This window comes from Pseudomonas sp. LBUM1653, assembly GCF_059716115.1.
The window spans coordinates 2,217,937-2,240,768 of record NZ_CP166803.1; the positions used below are offsets into that span (position 1 = coordinate 2,217,937).

Sequence of the window (22,832 nt, forward strand, 5' to 3'; positions counted from 1 at the left end):
CAGCAGTTACCACTATAAAAACAAGAGGTTAACGCGATGGTTAGTTCCACGACTGCGACGCTTGCGCGCCGCCCGGTCAGCACGTCTGCACCCTTTGCTTTCAGTCTGGCCGCGGCTTTGGTGCTGTGCAGCCAAGCGGCCCACGCCTTTTCGGTGGATACCGGCAATCCGGATTTCAACCTGCGTTGGGACAACACGGTGAAGTACAGCGCTGCATGGCGCACGCAAAATCCCAGCAGCAAACTGACCGAGGGCCAGGTGGCACTCAATCAGGACGACGGCGACCGGGCCTTCAAGAAGGGCCTGATCTCCAACCGCACGGACATCCTCTCAGAGCTGGACATGTCGTTTAAAAACGTCGGCGCACGCCTCAGTGGTGCCGCCTGGTACGACACCGCCTACCAGCACGACAACGATAACGACGACCCGGCACGGGCCAACGCCCGTTCGGTGGCCTACGACGAATTCACCGACGACACCCGCCACCTGCATGGCGGTGACGGGGAATTGCTCGACGCGTTTGTGTACTGGAACGGCGAACTGGCCGATCACGCCACGTCCGTGCGAGCAGGGCGCCACGGCTTGATCTGGGGCGAGAGCCTGTTCTTCGGGGCCAACGGCATTGCCGGTGGCATGGGACCGGTCGACGTGGTGAAGGCGCAGTCCGTCCCCAACACTCAGTTCAAGGAAATCACCCGTCCGGTCAATCAGCTTTCAGGCACTTTTCAACTGACCAACGACGTGTCGCTCGGCGCCTTCTACCAGCTGGAATGGGAAGAGACGCGCCTGCCGGGCGCCGGCAGTTACTTCTCCACCAGCGACACCATTGGTGAAGGCAACGAACGCTTGATCGTGGGCGCGCCATTTCCTGCGTTCCTCGGTGGCAATGCCAGCAGCCCGGCGGCGTTCTTCCATGGCAATGACAAGGAAGCGAAAAGTTCGGGGCAGGGCGGCCTGCAGTTGAAGTACAGCGCGGAAACGGTCGAGTACGGCCTGTACGCGATCCAGTACCACGACAAAACCCCCAAGCTGTATCTCAAACCCTCGACCGGTACGCCGAACTTCAGCACTGGCCAGATCGGCGAGTACTACTGGGTGTACCCGGAAGACATTCGTGCCTTTGGCGCCAGTTTTTCTACCACGGTCGATGAGTACAGCTTCGCCGGTGAAGCCTCGATGCGCTGGAACATGCCGCTGGTTTCCAACGGTCAGACCGTCCTGCCTGGCGTGGTCGCCGACAACGATGACGATGCCCTGTACGCGGTCGGCCGCACCGCCCACGTCAACCTCAACGTCCTGGCCTCGTTCGGGCCGAATTTTATTGCCAGGGAATCGGGACTGGTCGGTGAGATCGCCTGGAACCGACTGCTGAGCGTCACCAAAAACCGTGCCGCCCTTGACCCCAATGCCACCGATGACGGCCTGGGGTTCAAGGTGGTCTACACGCCAACCTACCGCCAGTTTTTCTCCGGCATCGATATCAGCATCCCGCTCGGCCTCAGCTACTTCCCGCTGGGCAAATCGGCCGTCGTCAGCTCCTTCGGCCCGAACAACGGCGGCGATATGAACATCGGCATCACCGCGACCTACCTGGATCGCGTTACCGCCGGCCTGACCTACACGCACTACTACGGCGCCGAGGACACCAACCTCAACGCGGCCAGCCAGTTCAATTACAAGCAATCGCTGAAAGACCGGGACTACCTGGCTTTCTCCGTCAAGACCACGTTTTAAGAGGACTTGCGCATGACCCACAACAAAAAGACCGGAGCCTTCAAGCTCAAAACCCTTTGCTTCGCACTGCTCGGTAGCCTGGCCATTTGCAGCCAACTCACGCTGGCTGCGACGGCAGAAGACGCGGCCAAACTGTCGAAAAACCTGACGCCTTTTGGTGCCGAGCGCGCCGGCAATGCCGACGGCTCCATTCCCGCCTGGGACGGTGGTTACACCAAGGTCGATCCTTCGTTCAAGGAAGGCGGCAAGCGTACCGATCCGTTCGCCGCGGACAAACCGCTGTTCAGCATCACTTCGAAAAACCTCGCGCAATACGCCGGCAAACTCAGCGACGGCACCAAGGAAATGTTCAAGCGTTTCCCGGACACCTATCGCATCGATGTGTACCCGACCCGCCGCACAGCCGCCGCGCCACAATGGGTTTATGACAACACGCTGAAAAACGCGACCCGCGCCAAACTGGTCGACAGCAGCGCCGGCCCGGTCCCCGAAGGCGCCTTTGGCGGCATCCCGTTCCCGATCCCGCAAAACGGCGCCGAAGCCATGTGGAACCACGTGCTGAATTGGCGCGGTACCTCGGTGTCGATGCATTTTCGTCACTACCTGATGACCGCCGATGGCAAGCAAGTCATGACCACAGACGGCCAGGCCATCCAGGAGATGCCGTATTACTACCAGGAAGGGACGCCGGAGTCGTTTGCCGGTGACTACTGGCTGTTCCGTCTGCTCAACGTCGGGCCACCGTTGCGAGCCGGCGAGCAGATCATGGGTCGCACCAACATCAACGGCGACCTGTCCCAGGCGCACGTTTACCTGACCGGGCAACGCCGGGTGCGCAAGCTGCCGAATGCCTGCTGCGATACGCCGACACCGGCGACTGCCGGGGTGATGTCGTTCGACGAGTTGAGCGTGTTCCAGGGCCGCATGGACCGCTTCAACTGGAAACTGGTGGGCAAGCAGGAGATGTACATCCCCTACAACACCAACAAGGTGCAAACCGCCGCCAAACCTGAAGACCTGTTCCTCGCCCACCACATGAACCCGGATTACGTGCGCTGGGAATTGCATAGGGTGTGGGTGGTCGAGGCCGATCTGGCACCGGGCAAGCGTCACCAGTTGCCGAAGGGCCGCTACTACCTCGATGAAGACACCTGGCAAGCCATGCTGGGCGATCGCTGGGACGCCAACGGCCAACTGGCCAAGACCCTGTGGTCGTTGCCGGCGGTACTGCCGGACCTGCCCGCGCAAGCGCAATTGTCCTCGGGCTTCTACGACCTGACCTCCGGCGCCTGGTTTATCCAGAACGTCTACACCGGCCAGCCAGAACAGTACGGCATGGTGGATCGCTACAGGGCCTCCGAATTTTCGCCGGCGGCGATGGCGGGTGCCGGGGTTCGTTGAGACAGACGTTGAGACAGGCGGTGAGTCAGACCGGATCGTGGCTTGCGCAGCGTGATCCGGTTTCAAACGGTTTTTCGAGGTCGGTATGAACAGATTCTGTCAGGTGGTTGGTCGGCTGATGTGGCTTGTGGCGCTGCCGTTTAGCCTGGCGCAGGCCGAGGCGGTGGGCGACGCACTGAATACCCCGGCGATGCAGGCGCCGCAGGCGAAATCCGCGGTGCTGTTGGACCTGGCCCGGGCGGGTGCGCGGCTGGTGGCGGTGGGGGAGCGGGGCATCGTGCTGCTCTCCGATGACAACGGCGCAAGCTGGCGTCAGGCAGAAGTGCCGGTTTCGGTCAGTCTGACCGCGGTGCAGTTTGTCGATGCCAACACCGGCTGGGCGGTCGGACATGCCGGTGTCGTGCTGGTTTCCCGCGACGGTGGTGAACACTGGATCGTGCAACTGGATGGCTTGCGTGCGGCACAGCTAGAGCTGGTAGGCGCCAGAGCGCAACTGCCTTCTGCGAGCGACCAGGATGCCGCCGCCGCACGCGTACAGACGGCTGAACGGCTAGCCAGTGAGGGTGCGGACAAGCCATTTCTCGCCCTGCAGTTCGTCGATGCCCAACACGGCCTGATCGTGGGCGCGTACGGCCTGGCCTTTCGCACCGACGATGGCGGCGCTACCTGGCAATCCAGCATGGGGCAAGTCGACAACCCGATGGGCGCGCACCTGTCCGCCATCGCTCAACAGGGAGCGCACTGGTTCCTGGCCGGCGAGCAGGGCTACCTCGCTCGCTCGGACGATGGCGGCAAGTCATTCACCCAGTTGGAAAGCCCCTACACCGGGAGTTTTTTTACCCTGCAAATGCGCGATGACGGTGTCCTGCTAGTGGCTGGTTTGAAGGGCAATGTGTTTGCCTCCAGCGACCTGGGCGAGAGCTTCCAGCCTGCGCCGGTGTCGATGCCGGTGTCTTTCAGCGATGCGATCCGCACCGATGACGGCCAGTTGCTGCTGGTCAATCAGAGCGGTGCCTTGTTTCGCACCAACAGTCAGCCCGGCGCATTGCTCCAACCCTACGGCAAACCGCTCGGCAAGCCCGTTGCCAGTGTTGTCCAGGCCGCTGATGGCAGCCTGACGCTGGCTGGTTTCACTGGGTTGACGCGCGTATCGCCGTCAATCGCCAACGCTTCGGAGTGAGGTTATGAAGTCTTTCGACAACGCCACGGCCAGCCTGGCGAATTTCGATCCACGCTCCGGTTCTGTGGTGGAACGCACACTGTTCAACCACCGCCTGTGGGTGCTGTTGGTGTGTGTGCTGACTACCCTGGTGCTCGGGTATCAAGCCACCCGAATCGAGCTCAATGCCAGCTTCGAAAAGATGATCCCCACACAGCAGCCCTACATTGCCAACTACCTTGAGCACCAGAAACAGCTCACCGGTTTAGGCAACGCCCTGCGCATTGTGGTGGCCAACCGGCACGGCGATATCTATGACGCCGAGTACCTCAAGACCCTGCAGGCCATGAGCGACAAACTCTACCTGCTACCGGGTGTCGACCGGGCTTACATGAAGTCGCTCTGGACACCGGCCACGCGCTGGGTCGCCGTGACCGAAGACGGCCTCGACGGCGGCCCGGTGATACCGGATGACTACAGCGGCAGCGCGGCCAACCTCGATGCACTGCGGCGCAACGTGCAGCGTTCCAATGAACTCGGGCAGTTGGTGGCGTTCGACCAGACCTCCAGCATCATCTACGTGCCGTTGCTGGCAACCACCACCGATGGCAAGCCGCTTGATTACGCGGTGTTGTCCGAGCAACTGGAGACGCTGCGCAGCACCTATCAAAGCGCCAACATCGACATCCACATCACCGGTTTCGCGAAAAAAGTCGGTGACCTGATTGCCGGTCTGAAGCAGATCCTGCTGTTCTTCGCCGTCGCGATCCTGATCACCACCGCCGTGCTGTTCTGGTACACCCGCTGCCTGCGCAGTACCGTGCTGGTGGTGCTGTGCTCGCTGGTGGCGGTGGTCTGGCAGCTGGGATTGCTGCCATTAGTGGACTACCAGCTGGACCCGTATTCGGTGCTGGTGCCGTTCCTGGTGTTTGCCATCGGCATGAGCCACGGCGCGCAGAAAATGAACGGCATCATGCAGGACATCGGTCGTGGCATGCACCGGGAAGTGGCCGCGCGTTTTACCTTTCGCCGTCTGTTTCTCGCCGGGCTGACGGCGCTGCTGTGTGATGCCGTGGGTTTCGCGGTACTGATGCTGATCAAGATCCAGGTCATTCAAGACCTCGCGGTGATCGCCAGCATTGGCGTGGCGGTGTTGATCTTCACCAACCTGATCCTGCTGCCGGTGTTGCTCTCGTATGTCGGCGTCACGCCGCGCGCGGCACGACTGAGCCTCAAGAGCGAACAGGCCGAGCAAACCGGCCAGACGCGCCATGCCTTCTGGCGTTTTCTCGACCTGTTCACCCAGCGTCGCTGGGCCAGCCTGTGCATCGCCATCAGCCTTGCGTTGGCCGCTGTGGGCTTTCTGGTCAGCCTGCAACTGAAAATCGGTGACCTCGATGCCGGTGCGCCGGAGTTGCGTGCGGACTCGCGCTACAACCAGGACGATGCCTTTCTGACCCGTCATTACGGCGCCAGCAGCGATCTGTTCGCGGTGATGGTGAAGACCCCGGCCAGCAGCTGTGCGCGCTACGACATCCTCGCCAAGGTCGACGCCCTGGACTGGCAACTGCGCGCCTTGCCGGGGGTGGACTCGACCAATTCGCTGGCGTTGCTGAACCGGCGCATGCTGGTCGGCCTCAGTGAAGGCAACCCGAAGTGGTACGAGCTGCAGAACAACCAGGCGATGCTCAACATGATCACCGCCAGCGCGCCGCGCGGGTTGTACGACGAAGACTGCAGCCTGTTGACCCTGTACGCCTACCTCACCGACCACAAGGCCGAGACGCTGACCCGCCTGGTCGAGCACGTGGAAAAATTTGCCGCGGCGAATAACACCGACGAGGTGCAATTCCTGCTGGCCGCTGGTAACGCCGGCATCGAAGCGGCGACCAATATCGTGGTCAAGCAAGCCAACCGCGAGATGCTCGTCTGGGTTTACGGCGCGGTGATTCTGCTGTGCCTGATCACCTTCCGCTCCTGGCGCGCGACGCTGTGCGCGGTGATTCCCTTGATGCTGACGTCGATCCTCTGCGAAGCCTTGATGGTCTGGCTGAACATCGGTGTGAAAGTCGCCACGCTACCGGTCATCGCCCTGGGCGTGGGCATCGGTGTCGATTATGCGTTGTACGTGATGAGCATCCTCCTGGGTCATCTGCGCCAGGGGGCGAGCCTGTCCGAAGCCTATTACCGCGCGCTGGTTTCCACCGGCAAGGTGGTGATGCTGACCGGTATCACCCTGGCCATCGGCGTTGCGACCTGGACGTTTTCACCCATCAAATTCCAGGCCGACATGGGCGTGCTGCTGGCCTTCATGTTCGTCTGGAACATGGTCGGTGCCTTGGTGTTGCTGCCGGCGCTGGCGTACTTCCTGTTACCCGCACGCAGCGAGGCGCAGGGCGCCGTCGTGCCGATGACAGTGACCAATGTAGTGGGTTCTGAGTCGGCGGTGATTGCCGACGTTCATCAGCTGCGCCTCAAGGAGCTCTGCCGTGGTCGCTAATTCCCCCGTAGAAAACGCCACCCGACAAGCCGGCTTGGCGCAATCGCTGTTGTTGCTGCTGGGCAGCTGTCTGCCGGTGCTGGGGGCGGTATTACTGGCCCCGGTATTGCCACGGATGCAGGCACATTTTGCCGACGTGGCCGGCAGCGCCGTGCTGGTACCTGTCGTGTTGACCTTGCCGGCATTGGTGATTGCCTTGCTGGCGCCGTTCGCCGGGCTGATCGCCGATCGCCTGGGGCGCAAGCCGTTGCTGCTGGCCAGTATGTTGCTGTACGTGCTCTGCGGCGTGCTGCCGCTCTGGCTCGATTCGCTGCAGGCGATCGTTCTCAGTCGTGCAGGCATCGGATTGGCCGAGGCGGGGATCATGACCTGCTGCACCACGCTGATGGGCGACTACTACAGCGGTGCCAAACGTGAGCGCCTGTTTGCCTTGCAGATGGTCGCGACCTCGTTGTCGGCGGCGGTGTTCATCGCGCTGGGTGGCTTCCTCGGGCAAAACGACTGGCGTACGCCGTTTGCGTTGTACGCAGTGGGCCTGGTTTTCCTGCCACTGATGGCCTGGAAACTGTGGGAGCCGCAGACCCGTGCGCAGCCAGAGCAAGCAACTCAGCCAGTGCCGGCAGGCAAATTTCCATGGCGCGCCCTTACCCCCATGTATGTGCTGGCGCTGTTGGCGGGTTTGAGCCTGTTTATCGTGCCGGTGCAGGCCGGTTATCTGCTCAACCTGCTGCACGTGGATGCTCCGCAACAAATCGGCATGACCATGGGCGCCAATCAACTGGGCGTGCTCATCGGTGCGCTGAGTTTTCGTTTGTTCAGCGGGATGCGTGGGCAACACATGCTGCTGATCGCCTACGCGCTGGCGGGCATCGGCGGGCTGTTGATGGCTGACGCCTCTACCCATGTGCAGGTCGTGGTCGCAGTGATGATCAATGGCCTGGGTATTGGCCTGATGCTGCCGACGCTGATCACCTGGATCATGGCGCAAGTCAATTTCCATCAACGCGGGCGGGCGGCGGGGTGTTTTACCGCGGCCATCTTCGCCGGCGAATTCATCAGCCCCCTGGTGGTTCTCGGCGTGACCGGAGGCGTCATCACTGCGCTACCCCATGCGTTGGCCATCGTCGGTGGGCTGCAACTGTTGGTGGCGGTGTTTTGCCTGGCCGTGCCCCGGCTCGGTGGCCTGTTTCCCCACGCGAATGTTGTTGTCGGTGGCACCACCATCGGCGACGGAAACTGAACGAGGATTTTCCATGCAAGCGCTTCCTGAATTCAAACGAGTGGTCACTGGTCACGATCAACAAGGCCAGGCGATCGTTGCCAGCAACGGGCCGACGCCGAACGTGTTCCCGCTGTCGTCGGTGCCAGGCACGGTGTTTCATGAACTGTGGAACAGCAGCACCAGCCCGGCGTTACTCGACAACGCCAGCGATCCCAGCAGCAAACCCTTGCAACTGAGCCCCGGGCCCCAGGGCAGCGTGATTAGGGTGGTGGATATTCCACCGGACAGCGTGCAGAACCAGGTCAGCGCTGAAGAGGCCGCGGCTGCATTCGCCGAAATTGGCGAGTCCCACGCCGGCACCGGCCAGGCCAACTCCAGGCACAAATTGATGCACCGCACCGAGACCCTCGACTACGGCATCGTCACCGAAGGTGAAGTGTGGCTGGTGCTGGATGAGGAGGAGGTGCACCTCAAGCGCGGCGACGTCGTGGTGCAACGCGGCACCAACCACGCCTGGAGCAACCGCACCGAAGCGATGGCGCGCATGGTCTTCATTCTTCTTGACGGGCGCTTCGCCGCTGAGTTGAGTGCTAAGCAAGGAGCATCGGCATGAAACTCGCCACCCTGAAAAACGGCAGTCGTGATGGTCAGCTCGTCGTGGTCTCGCGGGATCTCGCCTTCGCACTGGACGCCAGCTCCGTGGCGCCGACCTTGCAGCAGGCCATAGAGAACTGGAGCAGCATCGAACCGCGCTTGCAGGCGCTGTCGGTTCAGTTGAATGCGAGCGGGGCGACGGATGCCTTTGCCTTCGACCCAGGCCAGGCCATGGCGCCCTTGCCGCGTGCCTATCAGTGGTGCGACGGCTCGGCCTTCCTCAGCCACGGTGCGCTGATGCAGAAAGCGTTCAACCTTGAACCCATCGACGGCGCCGAGCACACGCCGCTGATGTACCAGGGTGCCGGTGACGACTTCATTGGCCCGCGCGATGACATTGAGCTGCCGAGCGAGAGCCAGGGCATCGACTTTGAAGGCGAGTTTGTGGTGCTGGTGGATGACGTGCCCATGGGTTGCGACGCACAACAGGCGCTGCAGCACATCAAGTTGATTCTGCAAATCAATGACGTCAGTTTGCGCGCCCTGGCCCCGCGGGAAATGCGCACAGGTTTTGGATTCTTGCAGGCCAAGCCCTCATCCAGCTTCGCCCCGCTAGCCATTACCCCGGACGAACTGGGCGATGCCTGGCGCGATGGACGGGTGCATCTGCCGTTGCAGGTGCACTGGAATGGCCAATGGTTCGGTCAACCGCACGGCGGGCAGATGAACTTCGATTTTGGCCAATTGATCGCCCACGCCGCGCTGACTCGCAGGCTGCGCGCTGGCACGCTGATCGGCTCCGGTACGGTTTCGAATGCCGAACGCGGTGCGGGTTCGGCCTGCATTGCCGAGCGTCGCGCCATCGAGATGATCGAACACGGTGCCGCACACACCGGCTTCATGCGCTTTGGTGACCGCGTGCACATGGATGTCCTTGGTAGCGACGGCCAGTCGTTGTTCGGCGCCATCGATCAATGTGTCGTTGAGGCCCGGGGCTGAGGAGCGGTATATGCGTGTGTTGATTACCGGTGCCAATGGTTTTGTCGGACGAGAGCTGGTGCGTTGCCTGCTGGCGCGGGGCAGCTTGCGCGGGCAGGCCATTGGCTCGTTGCTGGTACTGGACAGAGACTTGCAGGGCTTGCCGGATGACGCCCGCCTGCGCCGTCATTTCGGCAGCGTGACCGATCCGGCCTTGATGCGCCGGGTGTTGGCCGACGGCATCGACGTGGTGTTCCATCTGGTCAGCATTCCCGGTGGCGCGGCAGAAGAACAGTACGAACTCGGTTACCAGGTCAACCTGCTGGCCAGCCTGGAATTGCTCAACCAGCTACGCAACAAAAGCCAGCCCCCCGTTTTGGTGTATGCCAGCAGCGTCGCGGTGTATGGCGGTCATCTGCCGGAGCGAATGAACGAGACTGCCGAGCTGCGCCCCGAACTGTCCTATGGCACGCACAAGGCCATGGTGGAAAGCGCCGTGAGCGACCTTGCCCGGCGGGGCGACGTGGATGGTCGCGTGTTGCGCCTGCCGGGCATTGTCGCCCGGCCCCGCGAGCCCAATGGCTTGCGTTCGGCGTTCATGAGCGACCTGATGCGCGCTTATGCAGAGGGTGAACCCTATCGCTGCCCGGTCTCGCCAGAGGCGACGGCCTGGTGGATGTCGGCCCGCTGCTGTGTGAACAACCTGATCCACGCTGCAGAGCTGGATGGCGCCTCGTTGGGCACTCAACGGGTGTGGCAGTTGCCGGTTCTGCATTTGTCCATGGCCCAGGTGATCGACGCATTGGCCGAGCGCTACGGGCAGGAGCGTTGCAGGCTGATCAGCTTTGCACCCGACGCCCGACTCGAAGCGTTGTTCGGGCGCATGCCACCCCTGAAAACACCGCAAGCGCGGGCCGCCGGTTTCAGCCATGACCGCAATGCTGCCGCGCTGGTCCGCAACTCCCTCAATCCTACCGCCCCCCGACACTTGCCACTGACCGGAGAGACCTTTCATGTCAAAGCCAACCAAGCCTAAGCGTCGTCTCGTCGACCTCTCGGTCACCCTCGACAACAACCCCTATACCGATCCGCCGCCGTTGCTGCCGAAGATCGATTACATGGATCACCAGCAAGGCTGGCCGGAAATGGCAGCGATGTTCCCGGGGCTGCAACTCGAGCAGATGCCAGGCAACGAATCCTGGGCCGCCGAGCGACTGCACATCACCACCCACAGCGGAACGCACATGGATGCGCCGTGGCATTACGCCTCGACCACCGACGGTGGTCAGCCGGCGTTTGGCATCGATGAGTTACCGCTGGATTGGTGCCTGCAACCGGGGGTGAAGCTGGACTTTCGGCACATGGCGGATGGTCATGTGGTGACGGCTGACGAGATCGAAGCCGAGCTGGCGCGAATTGGCCATCCATTGCAGCCGTTGGATATCGTGCTGGTCAACACCCGTGCCGGGGCGTTATTCGGTCAACCGGGTTATCTGGATGCCGGTGTCGGAATCGGTCGTGAAGCCACGTTGTATCTGTTGGAGCGTGGGGTGCGGGTGGTCGGCACCGATGCCTGGAGCTGGGACGCACCGTTCAAGTACACCCGTGAGCGTTTTGCAGCCGACGGCGATGCCTCGATCATTTGGGAAGGGCACAAGGCCGGGCGCGATATCGGTTATGGGCAAATGGAAAAGCTCGCCAACCTGGAATCCCTGCCGGCCAGTGGTTTTGTGGTGTCATGCTTCCCCTACAAGATCAAGCACGCATCGGCGGGGTTTGTTCGCGCGGTGGCGATTTTCGAAGAGTAAGCCGCGAGCGGGAAAGCCAGGAACAGCACTCGATAAAACACAATAAGAGAGAACACATGCGTCTGCCTCAAACGTTTCTGACGGCCGTGCTGTCACTGGGTAGCAGCCTGGTCATGGCGGCCAGCGCCGGCTCAGCACAGCCCAATATCCTGCTGATCGTGGCCGATGACCTGGGGTATTCCGACCTGGGCAGCTACGGCGGCGAAATCAATACGCCAACCCTGGATCAGCTTGCCCGGGAGGGTGTGCAGTTCACCAACCTGTACGCCGCGCCGACCTGTTCGATTACGCGCTCGATGCTGATGTCCGGCACCGACAACCACCTTGCCGGACTCGGCACCATGGCTGAAGCCTTGCAACCGTTTCAACGGGGCAAGCCGGGTTACGAGGGGTATCTGAACCAGCGCTCCTACTCGATTGCCGAACTGCTGAAACAGGGCGGCTACAGCACCCTCATGGTCGGTAAATGGCACCTGGGCCTGGAGGCGGATCAAGGGCCGGATCAACGCGGCTTCGAGCAGTCTTTCACCTTGCTGGAGGGCGGTTCAACGCACTTCAAGCCCGTGAGTCTCGACCCGTCAAAAATCGAGCAAGTGCATTACCGCGAAAACGGCAAGGCCGTGGAGTTGCCGGAGAATTTCTATTCCTCGGACTTCTACACCGACAAGCTGATCAGCTACCTCAAAAACAGCCAACAAGACGGCAAACCGTTTTTCGCCTACGCCGCCTTCACGTCGCCGCACTGGCCGCTGCAAGCCCCCAAGGAATACCTGGACAAATACCACGGTCGTTTTGACCAGGGTTATGACAGCGTACGTCTGGCGCGGATCGAGCGCCTGAAAAGTCTCGGCCTCATGGCCAACGATGCCCAGCCTGCAAAGCCGCTGCCGGTGAACCCCAAGCTGCCGGGTTGGGAGCAATTGAGTCCTGAGCAGCAAGGTATCGAGGCGCGGAAGATGGAAATCTACGCCGCCATGGTCGATAACCTTGACCATAACATTGGCCGACTGGTCGATTACCTGCGCCAGAGCGGCCAGTACGACAACACCTTGATCGTATTCATGTCCGATAACGGCGCGGCGGGGGAGAACCACGCCCAGTTCTATCCACCGGGCGTGCGCACCGACAATAGCTATGCCAACCTCGGCCAGAAGGGTTCACAGATCGACTACGGCCTGCGCTGGGCCGAGGTCAGCGCGGCTCCTTTCCACCTGTTCAAAGGCACCACCGCAGAAGGCGGCATCAGCGTGCCGGCGATTGTCCAGCTGCCCAAGGCACTGCGTCGTCAGGGGGTGGAGCGCGGCGTTGCGCGGGTGGATGACCTGGCACCGACCTTTCTGGAACTGGCGGGTATCGCATTGCCCACCGATACCGGTAAACACCCGATTACCGGTAAATCAATGCTGCCAATGCTCGCCGGTAAAGGCAGCCCGCACAGCAACGATAGCCTCGCCGGAGAGCTGTTCGGCAATGCCTATTATCGCGAAGGCAATCTCAAGCTGTTGGGTATGCGACCTCAGGCAGGGTTTGGCGACAATGCGCAGCCGCTGCAATGGCAATTGTTCGATGTGGCGCAAGACCGTGGCGAAACCACGGACCTGGCTGCCGCCCGACCGGAGACGGTGCAACGGCTCAAGGCCGCATGGTTGAAGTATGCCGAGCAAGTTGGAGTGGTGTTTGCTGCGCATTGACCAGGTTGCCCTCATGCATGAGGTGGGATGCATGAGGGCAGAGCTTTTTTTAACCTGCTGTCGTCAGTTACCAGACCTTGAGTGTGTAGTCGATGTTGATCCGGGTTTCGTTGTCACTTCGGAATGTCGAGGCTGCACTCTGCTCATTGCGATACAACGCATGGCGAATGCGCAGTGCGAGGTTCTTTGCCGGGCCTGACTGTATGACATAGGCCAACTCCAGATCTTTCGACGACTCCGTCAGGTTGCTACCCCCCAGCTGCGGCAGGTCGATGTGGCTTCCTCTCAAGTAGCGGGCCATGCCGGTCAGCCCCGGCAGACCAACAGCGGCGAAGTTGTAGTCATAGCGCGCCACCCAGGTCCGCTCCTTCGGGTTGACGAAGTCTGCGCTCATGGTGCCGTCGCTGAGGACGGTTGGCTCCCCACCGGCAATGTAGGCCATTGCCGTGTCGCCCGTCTGGTGCATGTAACCCAAGCCCAAGGTGTGGGCTGCGATCTGGTAACTGAACATGGCGCCGGCATTCAGGTTGTCCACCTTGCCGGCTTCTGCGCGACCGTTCTCCCGACTGTTGTAGACCCGCACATCTGTCTTCAGTTTGCCAGGGCCGAGGGGGAGCAGGTGGACGCCCCCCGCAAAGTCCTGAGTGTATATGTCCTTCAGTTCGGCATGAAAATAGCGAAGCGTCAATGTGTCAGACCAGTGATAGTCGCCGCCGATGAAGTCAAAGCGTTCGGAGCTGGCGCCCGGTTTGAAGCGGCCATTGGGCGACGCCAGTGCTATTGGCTGATAGTCGGTGGAATCGCGCAGGTTCACTCGATCCATGCGTCCCGTGTGCAGCGTGAGGTCGTCGATGTCTTCGGAAACCGCATAGGCGCCGCGAAAGGATTGCGGCAGCAAACGCGCAGGACTCGCGGTGATCACCGGCAGAGCAGGGAACTGCGTCCCAATGGACAGGCGGGTCTTGGAAATCTTCGCCTTGAGCGCCACGCCCAGCTCCGAATATTCGTCTGCGGCCTCTCGGGTCGTCGGGTCGTAGGGCAGGAGTTGGGTGCCGGTCCGATCGGGCGATGAGTCCAGCTTGAGTCCCAGCATGCCCGTGAGGTCCAGGCCGAAGCCCACCGTCCCGTCTGTGAAGCCGGAATTGGCTCTGAGGATGAACCCCTGTGCCCACTCACGAGCGGCTGAATATGGACTGGTACCTTTGTAATCCCGATCCAGGTAGAAATTGCGTGCAGTCAGGGTAGCGCTGCTGCCGTCCACGAACCCTGCGCAGGCGGTGGAAGAGGCGCAGGCTATTGCCATGCCCAGGCCGTAGCGCCAAGGGCATTCAATGGTTTTTTGCATGTGATTTGTCCTGCTTTTATTGTTATGGACGCTTGATTCAGGCGTTGCCTACGGTGTTCAGCTGGAGCAGCCGCTGCGGTTTCAAAAGCCAGACGGCGAGGGCTGCGAGGACGAAGGACAGGGCAAACAACAGGTAAAGGTCAGCGGGCTGCCACTGCGCATCGATCAACCGGCCCGCCACCAATGGCGAAAGAATCGCACCGACGCGACCGATGCCAATGCCCCAACCCAGGCCGGTGACGCGCTGGGTGGCGGTGTAGATGCTCGGAGTAAGGGCATAGAGCCCGGCGACGCAGCCATTGACAAAGATTCCGATCAGCAGCACCAGGGCGAAGGCCAGGTTCAGGTTGGCAGTGAATTGTACGAAGACTGCCAGCAGTACCGCATTGACCAGCAGGTAGGCCATGAGCACCCGGGACAGACGAAAGCGCGCCGCCAGCAAACCGATCAGCGAGGTGCCGAGAATGCCCCCGACGTTGAGTAGCACGCCGCCAGTAATTCCCTGTGTATTCGACAGGCCGGCCGAAACCAGCAGCCTCGGCGTCCAGCTCATCACGAAGTAGAAACCGAACATCACCAGAAAGAAGGCGATCCATACCAGCAAGGTTGAACGGAGCAGGGCCGGCGAGAAGAGCTCGGCAAAGGTCGCTCGTAGCGGTTTCCTGGTGTCCTGCCACACCTCGGGCAACCGATCGAGCGACGTGATCGCCACTCGTTTCAGCAGAATATTGATACGTTCCAGCGCGCGCCGGGGTTGGCGAGACAGCAGGAATGCCAGGGACTCGGGCAACCAGAATGCAAGGATCGGCAAGGTCAGCAGCGTCGTTACGCCACCGTAAAAGAACACCGAACGCCAGCCCAGGGACGGGATGATCTGCGCCGCGATCAGGCCGCCGATCGTTGCGCCCAGTGCGTAGGCTGTGGATTGCAGGCTGATGGCCAGACTGCGCCACTTCTTGTTTGCGTACTCCCCGGCGATAACGTAGCTGCTGGCCAGAATGCCACCAATGCCAAGTCCGGTGATCAGGCGTAGTACGGCCAGCATTTCGGGGGATGTTGCCCTTGATGACGCCAGCATGCCGAGCCCCGCAATGCCGACACACAGCAAAATGAGCGGCCGTCGCCCAAAGCGGTCTGCCCAGGGAGCGATAAACAACGAGCCGATAGCCATTCCGACAAGCCCTGCGCTGAGCAGGTAGCCGAGGTGAGTGCCGCTCAGGCCTCAGTCGGCGGAAATGGAAGCAGCGGTAAATGCCATCACCAAAACATCGAAGCCATCCAGCATGTTGATCAGAAAGCAGAGCGCAATCACGCCCCACTGAAAGCTGACCATGGGTTTTTCGTCCAGCTGTTGCCCAATCGACTGGCTCATGGCGTCAGGCTCCGAGGCTGTGGGTAGAGAGTTGGAGTGAACGACGGGCAGCCGAAACCGCCCCGCCAGGCAGGGATTGCAGTGTGTCCATGTCGATACCTTCTTGTTTTTGTTGGTCAGTGGAGCATGCAAGGTGCCTCGCAGCCGCGACTCGACTCCGCGGCGGCACCGCGCTCAGGACGACGGAACGTCTGAGTCGGCCGGGAAAATGCGCACCCACACTCATTCAGTGCGCATGCGCTGTGTACTCAAGAAATGGATTGGCGAAGCTGCTCGATGATGCGGCGGGCGCGATTGGCACCGACATCGACATGTATGTCGATCATCGGGCGTACACCGAACCGGCACATGTTCTGGTATTGGGCTTCGATAACTTCCTTGTCTTCATCGAAGGTCAATACCGTTTGCTCAATCACCTTGGCCTTGATGGCTTCGGGATTGCTTTCGGGGTTGGTGGCCATGGTCCAGAAGTAGTGACTGGTGGTTTCGGTCTCTGGCGTTACGCCGTGGAACCCGCGCATATGGAAACCACCGCGATCGGGATCATCCAGGTCATCGGTGCCGGCATCTACCGCACCGGTCCAGATGCGCAGATGACTGACGTGAAATTCGATTTCCTGCCAACGGTCCACGGTGCCTTTGAACGGGTAGGCGGCCGTGTAGGTGGGTGGTGGAACAGAGTCCGGCATGTGGCGCACGACCCGTACCACGTTGTCTTCACTTTCCACACTCATCCGGGCATTCATGTGGATGCTGGCGTTGCCACCGATGGTGCGCAGGTGGACATAACCCAGATGACTCAAGTCCATAAGGTTGTCGTGAATCAGCTGATAAGGCGCGTTGTAGTGGTAAACGTTACCGTCGAACAAGTAGTTGCCGCTGCTGTGAACAGGGTAGGTCGGTGGCTCGCAGGTCGGTTCGGATTGAGCCTCGCTGCCAAACCAGATCCAGACGATCTGATCCTGCTCACGCACGTGATACGCGGGTACTTTGGCTTTGCTCGGGATCTTGTCCTGGCCCGGGATTTCGACGCATTTACCGCGTTCATCGAACAGCAGGCCGTGGTAGCCGCAACGAATGCCAGACTCTTCGAGCGTGCCGTTCGACAATGGCAGCGCTCGATGGCAGCAGCGGTCTTCGAGCGCAGCCACCTCGCCGTTGGCTTTGCGAAACAGCACGACAGGCTTGCTGAGCAGTGTCCGGCCCACGGGTTTGTCCTTCAACTCCCAACCCAGGGCAGCGACGTACCACTGGTTCAGGGGAAAGTCAGGCAAGGCAGGCGCTGGAATTTCTTCGGCAAGCGTTTGGAGAGTGGATGTATTCATGGTGTTCTCCATGTTGATGTTGTTGTTCGAATTCAGAGATCAAGAACCAGGCGTGATGATCTGGCGCGAGAGCAACAGGGCGTAAAGCGGTCGTTTGCAGCTTGTTCGACCACTGTCAGAAACTTGTCCCGGTGGTCTGGTATGCCCATGAGTACACGGGTTACGCAGGTGCCGCAGACACCTTGCTCGCAGGATGACTCGATCTCTATGCCGGCCTCGTCCAGCACTTCGAACACCGTGCGTTCGGCAGGGATCTGAAATACCTGGCCACTGCTTGCCAGCTCGACTTCGAAGGGCGCATTGGCGCTTTGATCGATAGGGTCTGCGGCGAAGAACTCTTTATGCACGCGGTCCTGCGACCACCCTGCGTTCTGCGCAGCATCAAGGATGTAGTTCATGAAACCGGCCGGCCCGCACACATAGAGATGGGTGCCAGCGTCAGGTGTCGCGAGCAAGGCTGATGCATCCAGCTTCTGGATTTGGGGGCCGCTGTCGTCATGAAACTTTATGCGCCCGGCGAAAGGCGTTTGCGCAAGCATCGCAACGAACGCCGCGCGTTCGCTTGATCGAAAGCAGTAGTGCAACTCGAAATCTGCGCCTTGGTGCGATAGCTCATAGGCCATGGCCAGCATGGGCGTGATACCGATACCACCGCCAAACAGCAGGTGTCGGTTGGCTGAGCGTTCAAGCGGAAAAAGGTTGCGCGGAGTGCTGATGGTGAGCGTTTGCCCAGACCGAACCTGCTCGTGCATGGCTTTGGAGCCGCCACGGGAATCCGGGTCCTTGAGCACACTGATCAGGTAGCGGTGGCGTTCCCTCGGATCGTTGCACAAGGAGTACTGCCGGGTGAGGCCGTCGGCAATGTGAATGTCGATGTGGGCACCGGCCTCGAACGCTGGCAGCGTACTGCCGTGCGCGGCACATAATTCGAAACTGCAGATGCCTTCGGCTTCGTCTGCTTTGCGGGTGACGTTGACTTGAAGCATGACTTGTCCCTCCACACTGAAGTGGCTGCTGAAAAAAGCATTGGTTAGAGCATGGGCTGGGGGGCGGGTCAGCCGGGCGCTGGCGCGTGGAGGGTGATCGTTTGCTTGAACAAGGCGAAGGAGGTGAGATTGAAGGGGTTCATGACCAGGACCTGATAATTATTTTTATGAGGCAGGGCGACGGCATATCATGCAGGTCATCACCCGTGACGTTCGGTAGAGAAATCCTCCGATTATTTAGTTGCGGTGTCAACTAATATTCAAAGACCCCGCCGATCCAAGGTGTTCGTTCAATGTCCGCAGAATCCCAACTGAACCTGACGCGTTACGTCCCTGCACTGTTGAATTTCTTGTCCAACAAGCTCTCTTCGGGGGCATCGCAGTGCTATCGCAAGCATTTCGGCATCGGTGTGGTCGAGTGGCGAATGCTCTCGATGCTCGCCGTGGAAAATGACATCACCGCCAATCGAATCTGTCAGACGATCGGACTCGACAAGAGTGCGGTCAGCCGTTCACTGCAGTCGTTGGAAGTTGCAGGGCACATTTGCAGCCGGGTCGATTCGAAGGATGCACGGCGCTACACCGTCAGCCTGACCGACAGCGGAAAAGCGCTGCATGACCGGGTGCTCAAGGTTGCACTGGAACGAGAGCGGCGGCTGCTCAGCGGGCTCTCTGCTTCGGAAGTGGACACCCTGATCGAGTTGTTGGGCCGCATGCATGCCCAGGTATCCAACGTGAACGACTACGATCCTGTAGACGCTTGATCCTGCGCTTCAATTCCTGACGCCCCATGGTTGTGTCGCTTCTGCGCCCTTGTCGACTCGCTCGCCTATCGTTCAAGTATTGCGCTTGCCGATAGGTCGCATCCCGACAAGCGATTAGTCATCCCCCCTCTGTCACGGCAACCTGTGCCCGTCGCTCGGCCTATCACGCCAAGTGACGCGCACCGGTTCGGGCTGCCTTGCCCGGCCGGAGGCAGCTGATAACCATGCCCAGCAAAAATAATAAAAGAGGGTTCATTCGATGGCTATTCGCTCCATCGCCGCATCGCCGCGTGCGTCTTCAAGGCTGACCCTTGCCAGTGCGTTGGTGTCAGGCCTTCCTTGCAAATGACGACCAACTTCCTCGGTGCTTTGCCGAGCCGCCTGAGTGTCGGCGGCAAGCTGTCCCTCGGCTTCGGCCTGGTGCTGATCTGCACGCTGGGCATGGCACTCACCGCTTGGTATTCGGTGCAGGCCACACAGTCCAGCGCTACACATTTACGCGAGCTGGATCACCGCAAAGCCAATCTCGCCCAAGCGCGGCTTGCGGAGAAGGATTTCGGTTTACTGCCGTCACCGCAGACGGGCGCGCAGGTCGAGGAGGCACTACGTCAGCTACAAGCCGGATCGCCACTTGCACGCTTGGGCGAGGACTTCGCTCTTACGCTTGCGGACTCATCCAACCGTTACCTGAAGGCGTTTCAAGCCTATGCCGAGGCGCGCCAGCAGGCGTTACAAGCACGGCTACGCATGCAAGTGCTGGCGCAAACGTCGGGACAGCGTTTCGGTGAGGTGTTCCTCGACCAACTGGACGATATCAACCTGGATATTGAGCAGCACAGGCTGCCCGATGCCCAGTCAATGCAGCAGTTGGAAGAGGCGGTTGTATTACGCGAACGCTTGGCCAACCTGCGCGACAGCGAACTGTATTTTTCCCTGGATCCGCAGAAACGCTACCGGGACGACTGGGTCAACCGGATCAGTGAGCTTGCTACGGCGTTGAGCAGCCTGAATGCGCAACTCGACGGCGATCGGCATCGTGCACTGGATGAGGCCAGCGCGGCGTTGACCGAATATCGCCAGGCATTTTTGGGTTATGCCGTCAGTGGTGAACAGGCCATGGCGCAACAGGCGAGCATGTCGATTTCGGCTGAGAAAGTGACGATGCTGTTGGAAGACGAGCGCGTCAGGGCCGCGCAGTCTTATGAATTACTCCGCCAACGTCTGGAGCTACAACTGGCGGCGATGGTGCTGCTGGCGGTGGTGCTCAGTGTCGGTGCGTGCCTGTTGATCCGTCGCTCGATTGTCACTCCGCTGAGGTCGATGCTTGAACTGGCACAACGTGTGGCGGCGGGGGATCTAAAAGAGCGTTCAGCGTTACCCGATCGGCACGACGAGTTGGGACAGCTCGGCTACGCGATCGACCTGATGATGCAGGCGCTGCGAAATCTTGTGGGACGGATCGGCAGCGAAGTGGAACAGCTTGACTCTGCCGCCGTCACCTTGGACTCAATGGTAGAGCGCACAGGGCAGGGAGTGCGTGCACAGCGCGAACAGACCGCGCAGGTGGTCGAGGCCATGCAGCATATGACCGTGGCTGCTGCGCAGGTTACCCGGCAAGTCGCAGACAACCAGATAACCCTGGGTGAGACCTGCGAGCTGATCCATCAGGGGGACGATCTGGTACGACAAGCCAGTCAAAGCCTGCAGCGGCTGGCGCGGGAAATGACCAGCAGTGCAAGCTCCATGCAAATGCTGGAAAAGCACAGCCAGGCTATCACCCGTGTGCTGGACGTGATCAGCGCCATAGCCGAGCAGACTAATCTACTGGCCTTGAACGCTGCTATCGAGGCTGCCCGTGCCGGGGAACATGGTCGTGGTTTTGCAGTAGTAGCGGACGAAGTACGGGCACTCGCCAGGCGCACGCGAGCGTCGACGGGGGAGATCGACAGCATGATTCAACGTCTCGGGCAGGTGACCGGTGATACCGCCGCCTGCCTGTGTGACAGCCAGCGCCTGACCGCTGAGGGCGTTGATCTGACTACGCGCGCGAACCAGGTTCTGGACGCGATTACCGAGGCTATCTCGCGTGTCGAACAAACCGGACAGAGCATCGCCCAAGCGGCAGCGACCCAACACGACATCGTCTGCCAGGTCGATGCAGCCCTTGGTCAGGTGGACTTGGTGGTGGAGCAAAATGCCGAGGAGTGTGGACGCCTGGAAATGGCCAATGGCAACCTGCAGCGCCTGAGTGCAAGCCTTGGTGAAGCAGTAGGAGCATTTCACGCAAGCACCTGAAAGCAGTGTGCCGGGCAAATCGGAGACTCTCGTCCAGCAACCGATGGCCGATGACCTTGTCATCTTTTCCGCGATCCTTCCAACGACGGTGCCCTGTTAATGACTGATGAGTATTGGCTGTGAACGAATAGTTCACTCGTGTCGAGATCAGGTACGGAGGCGGCGTGATCAGGTAACTGATTTTTCGGAAAAGCCGGGTAAGGTGGCGCATCTTTTGTCGCGGTGCCCACAATGATAAGCCCCAGTTCCAAGGATTCGAACGGCCAATTGGCGCAGGGCTTCAAGCCTCGTCACGTCACCATGCTGTCCATCGCCGGCATCATCGGCGCCGGATTGTTCGTCGGGTCGGGGCATGCCATCGCGGCGGCTGGCCCGGCCGTCATGCTGGCCTATCTGTTCTCCGGTTTGCTGGTCGTCCTGGTCATGCGCATGCTCGGGGAAATGGCGGTCGCCAACCCCGATACCGGGTCTTTCTCTACCTACGCCGACCAGGCCATCGGGCGCTGGGCCGGCTTTACCATCGGTTGGCTCTACTGGTGGTTCTGGGTCCTGGTGATTCCCATCGAGGCGCTGGCTGCCGGCCATGTGCTGCACCAATGGTTTCCCCAAGTCGATGCCTGGCTGTTCGCCCTGGGCTCGATCATTGCCCTGGTGGTGACCAACCTGTTCAGTGTGTCCAAGTACGGGGAGTTCGAATTCTGGTTCGCCATGGCCAAGGTGGTGGCGATCATCGGTTTCATCGGTGTGGGTTTTGCCGTTCTGATGGGCTGGGTTCCCGATCGCGAAGTTAGCGGATTGAGCGGCCTGATGGCCGAACACGGCGGGTTCGCTCCCAACGGCCTGTCCGCGGTGGTGGGCGCGTTCATCACCATCATGTTCAGCTTCATCGGGACCGAGGCGGTGACCATCGCTGCCGCCGAATCCGACAATCCCTCGCAGAACATTGCCAAGGCCACGCGTTCGGTCATTTGGCGCATCGGCGTGTTCTACCTGTTGTCGATTTTCGTGGTCATCTCCGTGGTGCCCTGGAACGATCCGCTGCTGGCTTCGGTGGGTTCCTACCAGCGCGCACTGGAACTCATGAACATTCCCCACGCCAAGTTCATGGTGGACGTGGTGGTGCTGATCGCCGTAGCCAGCTGCATGAACTCCTCGATCTACATTGCCTCGCGCATGCTCTACTCGCTGGGCCGTCGTGGCGATGCGCCGAAGGCGCTCAAGGCGACTTCCTCCGAAGGCGTACCGCGGGCAGCAGTCATCGCCAGCACGGTGCTGGGCGCGGCGATAACCGTGTGGAGCTACTTCATGCCCGCCGGCCTGTTCGAGTTCCTGCTCGCCAGTTCCGGCGCCATTGCCTTGCTGGTGTACCTGGCCATTGCCGTGTCGCAGTTGCGCATGCGGCGCATGCTGCGCCGGCAGAAGGTCGAACTGACCTTTCGCATGTGGTTGTTCCCGTGGCTCACCTGGCTGGTCATCCTGTTCATCTGTGCGGCGCTGGCGGTGATGATGATCACCCCCGAACACCGTACCGAAGTGAGCACGACCATCGGCCTGGCGCTGGCGATTTCCTTTATCGGCCTGGTGACATCGCGTGAACCTGCGCAGGCTGCAAGGGCGACTTCGGTGGGATAGGTGGACCCTTGCCAGGGGAGCGCTCG

General features: G+C 60.7%; 16 protein-coding genes and 2 pseudogenes. 14 read left to right on the top strand and 4 right to left on the bottom strand.

Annotated elements, in window-relative coordinates:
• Positions 1–36: 36 nt before the first annotated feature.
• The 10 genes from ACA054_RS10070 to ACA054_RS10115 all read left to right on the top strand — a co-directional run bounded on the left by ACA054_RS10070 (position 37) and on the right by ACA054_RS10115 (position 13,087).
• A complete protein-coding gene (locus ACA054_RS10070; protein ID WP_497689245.1) occupies positions 37–1,734 on the top strand; it encodes a DUF1302 domain-containing protein in 1,698 nt (565 codons plus the stop codon).
• A 12-nt stretch (positions 1,735–1,746) separates the two neighbouring features.
• The gene (locus tag ACA054_RS10075) at positions 1,747–3,135 is read left to right on the top strand and encodes a DUF1329 domain-containing protein (protein ID WP_497689246.1); all 1,389 of its coding nucleotides are present in this window, start codon (positions 1,747–1,749) and stop codon (positions 3,133–3,135) included.
• Positions 3,136–3,220: 85 nt separating this feature from the next.
• Positions 3,221–4,315 carry a YCF48-related protein gene (locus tag ACA054_RS10080; protein ID WP_497689247.1) on the top strand — a complete coding sequence of 365 codons (1,095 nt, stop codon included), beginning with the start codon at positions 3,221–3,223 and terminating at the stop codon, positions 4,313–4,315.
• 4 nt (positions 4,316–4,319) lie between these two features.
• Positions 4,320–6,794, top strand: a complete 2,475-nt coding sequence (locus ACA054_RS10085) for an efflux RND transporter permease subunit (protein WP_497689248.1) — start codon at positions 4,320–4,322, stop codon at positions 6,792–6,794.
• The gene (locus ACA054_RS10090; RefSeq protein ID WP_497689249.1) at positions 6,784–8,034 is read left to right on the top strand and encodes an MFS transporter; all 1,251 of its coding nucleotides are present in this window, start codon (positions 6,784–6,786) and stop codon (positions 8,032–8,034) included. Before ACA054_RS10085 ends, ACA054_RS10090 begins: the two co-directional genes overlap by 11 nt.
• Before the next feature lie 13 nt (positions 8,035–8,047).
• Positions 8,048–8,629, top strand: a complete 582-nt coding sequence (locus tag ACA054_RS10095; protein WP_497689250.1) for a cupin domain-containing protein — start codon at positions 8,048–8,050, stop codon at positions 8,627–8,629.
• Entirely contained in the window at positions 8,626–9,609 is a 984-nt protein-coding gene (locus tag ACA054_RS10100) for a fumarylacetoacetate hydrolase family protein (protein ID WP_497689251.1), read from the top strand. Before ACA054_RS10095 ends, ACA054_RS10100 begins: the two co-directional genes overlap by 4 nt.
• 10 nt (positions 9,610–9,619) lie before the next feature.
• Positions 9,620–10,624 carry an NAD-dependent epimerase/dehydratase family protein gene (locus ACA054_RS10105; protein WP_497689252.1) on the top strand — a complete coding sequence of 335 codons (1,005 nt, stop codon included), beginning with the start codon at positions 9,620–9,622 and terminating at the stop codon, positions 10,622–10,624.
• Positions 10,602–11,396, top strand: coding sequence for a cyclase family protein (locus ACA054_RS10110; RefSeq protein ID WP_497689253.1), 795 nt, complete (start codon positions 10,602–10,604; stop codon positions 11,394–11,396). Before ACA054_RS10105 ends, ACA054_RS10110 begins: the two co-directional genes overlap by 23 nt.
• A gap of 56 nt (positions 11,397–11,452) precedes the next feature.
• A complete protein-coding gene (locus ACA054_RS10115) occupies positions 11,453–13,087 on the top strand; it encodes an arylsulfatase (RefSeq protein ID WP_497689254.1) in 1,635 nt (544 codons plus the stop codon).
• 67 nt (positions 13,088–13,154) lie between these two features.
• Here the strand turns inward: ACA054_RS10115 and ACA054_RS10120 are convergent, their stop codons facing one another.
• The 4 genes and pseudogenes from ACA054_RS10120 to ACA054_RS10135 all read right to left on the bottom strand — a co-directional run bounded on the left by ACA054_RS10120 (position 13,155) and on the right by ACA054_RS10135 (position 18,115).
• On the bottom strand, positions 13,155–14,432 hold the full coding sequence (locus ACA054_RS10120) for an OprD family porin (protein WP_497689255.1): 1,278 nt from the start codon (positions 14,430–14,432) through the stop codon (positions 13,155–13,157).
• Positions 14,433–14,469: 37 nt separating this feature from the next.
• Positions 14,470–15,804: pseudogene (locus ACA054_RS10125) on the bottom strand (MFS transporter).
• 248 nt (positions 15,805–16,052) lie between these two features.
• Positions 16,053–17,129, bottom strand: a complete 1,077-nt coding sequence (locus ACA054_RS10130; protein WP_497689256.1) for a Rieske 2Fe-2S domain-containing protein — start codon at positions 17,127–17,129, stop codon at positions 16,053–16,055.
• 32 nt (positions 17,130–17,161) lie between these two features.
• The gene (locus ACA054_RS10135; RefSeq protein WP_497689257.1) at positions 17,162–18,115 is read right to left on the bottom strand and encodes a PDR/VanB family oxidoreductase; all 954 of its coding nucleotides are present in this window, start codon (positions 18,113–18,115) and stop codon (positions 17,162–17,164) included.
• Between the two features lie 293 nt (positions 18,116–18,408).
• Between ACA054_RS10135 and ACA054_RS10140 the strand changes: the two genes are divergently transcribed.
• The 4 genes and pseudogenes from ACA054_RS10140 to gabP all read left to right on the top strand — a co-directional run bounded on the left by ACA054_RS10140 (position 18,409) and on the right by gabP (position 22,806).
• On the top strand, positions 18,409–18,879 hold the full coding sequence (locus ACA054_RS10140; protein WP_497689258.1) for a MarR family winged helix-turn-helix transcriptional regulator: 471 nt from the start codon (positions 18,409–18,411) through the stop codon (positions 18,877–18,879).
• Positions 18,880–20,121: 1,242 nt separating this feature from the next.
• Positions 20,122–20,310: pseudogene (locus tag ACA054_RS10145) on the top strand (HAMP domain-containing protein); the annotation flags it as partial.
• A 78-nt stretch (positions 20,311–20,388) separates the two neighbouring features.
• Entirely contained in the window at positions 20,389–21,174 is a 786-nt protein-coding gene (locus ACA054_RS10150; RefSeq protein ID WP_497690271.1) for a methyl-accepting chemotaxis protein, read from the top strand.
• 231 nt (positions 21,175–21,405) lie between these two features.
• Complete coding sequence (gene gabP / locus ACA054_RS10155; protein WP_497689259.1) at positions 21,406–22,806, top strand: GABA permease; 1,401 nt, start codon at positions 21,406–21,408, stop codon at positions 22,804–22,806.
• Positions 22,807–22,832 lie beyond the last annotated feature (26 nt).

What these genes read in the sequence shown, in the direction of transcription:
- ACA054_RS10070 (WP_497689245.1), top strand. Translation starts at nt 37, where the DNA reads ATGGTTAGTTCCACGACTGCGACGCTTGCGCGCCGCCCGGTCAGCACG.
- ACA054_RS10075 (WP_497689246.1), top strand. Translation starts at nt 1,747, where the DNA reads ATGACCCACAACAAAAAGACCGGAGCCTTCAAGCTCAAAACCCTTTGC.
- ACA054_RS10080 (WP_497689247.1), top strand. Translation starts at nt 3,221, where the DNA reads ATGAACAGATTCTGTCAGGTGGTTGGTCGGCTGATGTGGCTTGTGGCG.
- ACA054_RS10085 (WP_497689248.1), top strand. Translation starts at nt 4,320, where the DNA reads ATGAAGTCTTTCGACAACGCCACGGCCAGCCTGGCGAATTTCGATCCA.
- ACA054_RS10095 (WP_497689250.1), top strand. Translation starts at nt 8,048, where the DNA reads ATGCAAGCGCTTCCTGAATTCAAACGAGTGGTCACTGGTCACGATCAA.
- ACA054_RS10100 (WP_497689251.1), top strand. Translation starts at nt 8,626, where the DNA reads ATGAAACTCGCCACCCTGAAAAACGGCAGTCGTGATGGTCAGCTCGTC.
- ACA054_RS10105 (WP_497689252.1), top strand. Translation starts at nt 9,620, where the DNA reads ATGCGTGTGTTGATTACCGGTGCCAATGGTTTTGTCGGACGAGAGCTG.
- ACA054_RS10110 (WP_497689253.1), top strand. Translation starts at nt 10,602, where the DNA reads ATGTCAAAGCCAACCAAGCCTAAGCGTCGTCTCGTCGACCTCTCGGTC.
- ACA054_RS10115 (WP_497689254.1), top strand. Translation starts at nt 11,453, where the DNA reads ATGCGTCTGCCTCAAACGTTTCTGACGGCCGTGCTGTCACTGGGTAGC.
- ACA054_RS10120 (WP_497689255.1), bottom strand. Translation starts at nt 14,432, where the DNA reads ATGCAAAAAACCATTGAATGCCCTTGGCGCTACGGCCTGGGCATGGCA.
- ACA054_RS10130 (WP_497689256.1), bottom strand. Translation starts at nt 17,129, where the DNA reads ATGAATACATCCACTCTCCAAACGCTTGCCGAAGAAATTCCAGCGCCT.
- ACA054_RS10135 (WP_497689257.1), bottom strand. Translation starts at nt 18,115, where the DNA reads ATGCTTCAAGTCAACGTCACCCGCAAAGCAGACGAAGCCGAAGGCATC.
- ACA054_RS10140 (WP_497689258.1), top strand. Translation starts at nt 18,409, where the DNA reads ATGTCCGCAGAATCCCAACTGAACCTGACGCGTTACGTCCCTGCACTG.
- ACA054_RS10150 (WP_497690271.1), top strand. Translation starts at nt 20,389, where the DNA reads ATGGTAGAGCGCACAGGGCAGGGAGTGCGTGCACAGCGCGAACAGACC.
- gabP (WP_497689259.1), top strand. Translation starts at nt 21,406, where the DNA reads ATGATAAGCCCCAGTTCCAAGGATTCGAACGGCCAATTGGCGCAGGGC.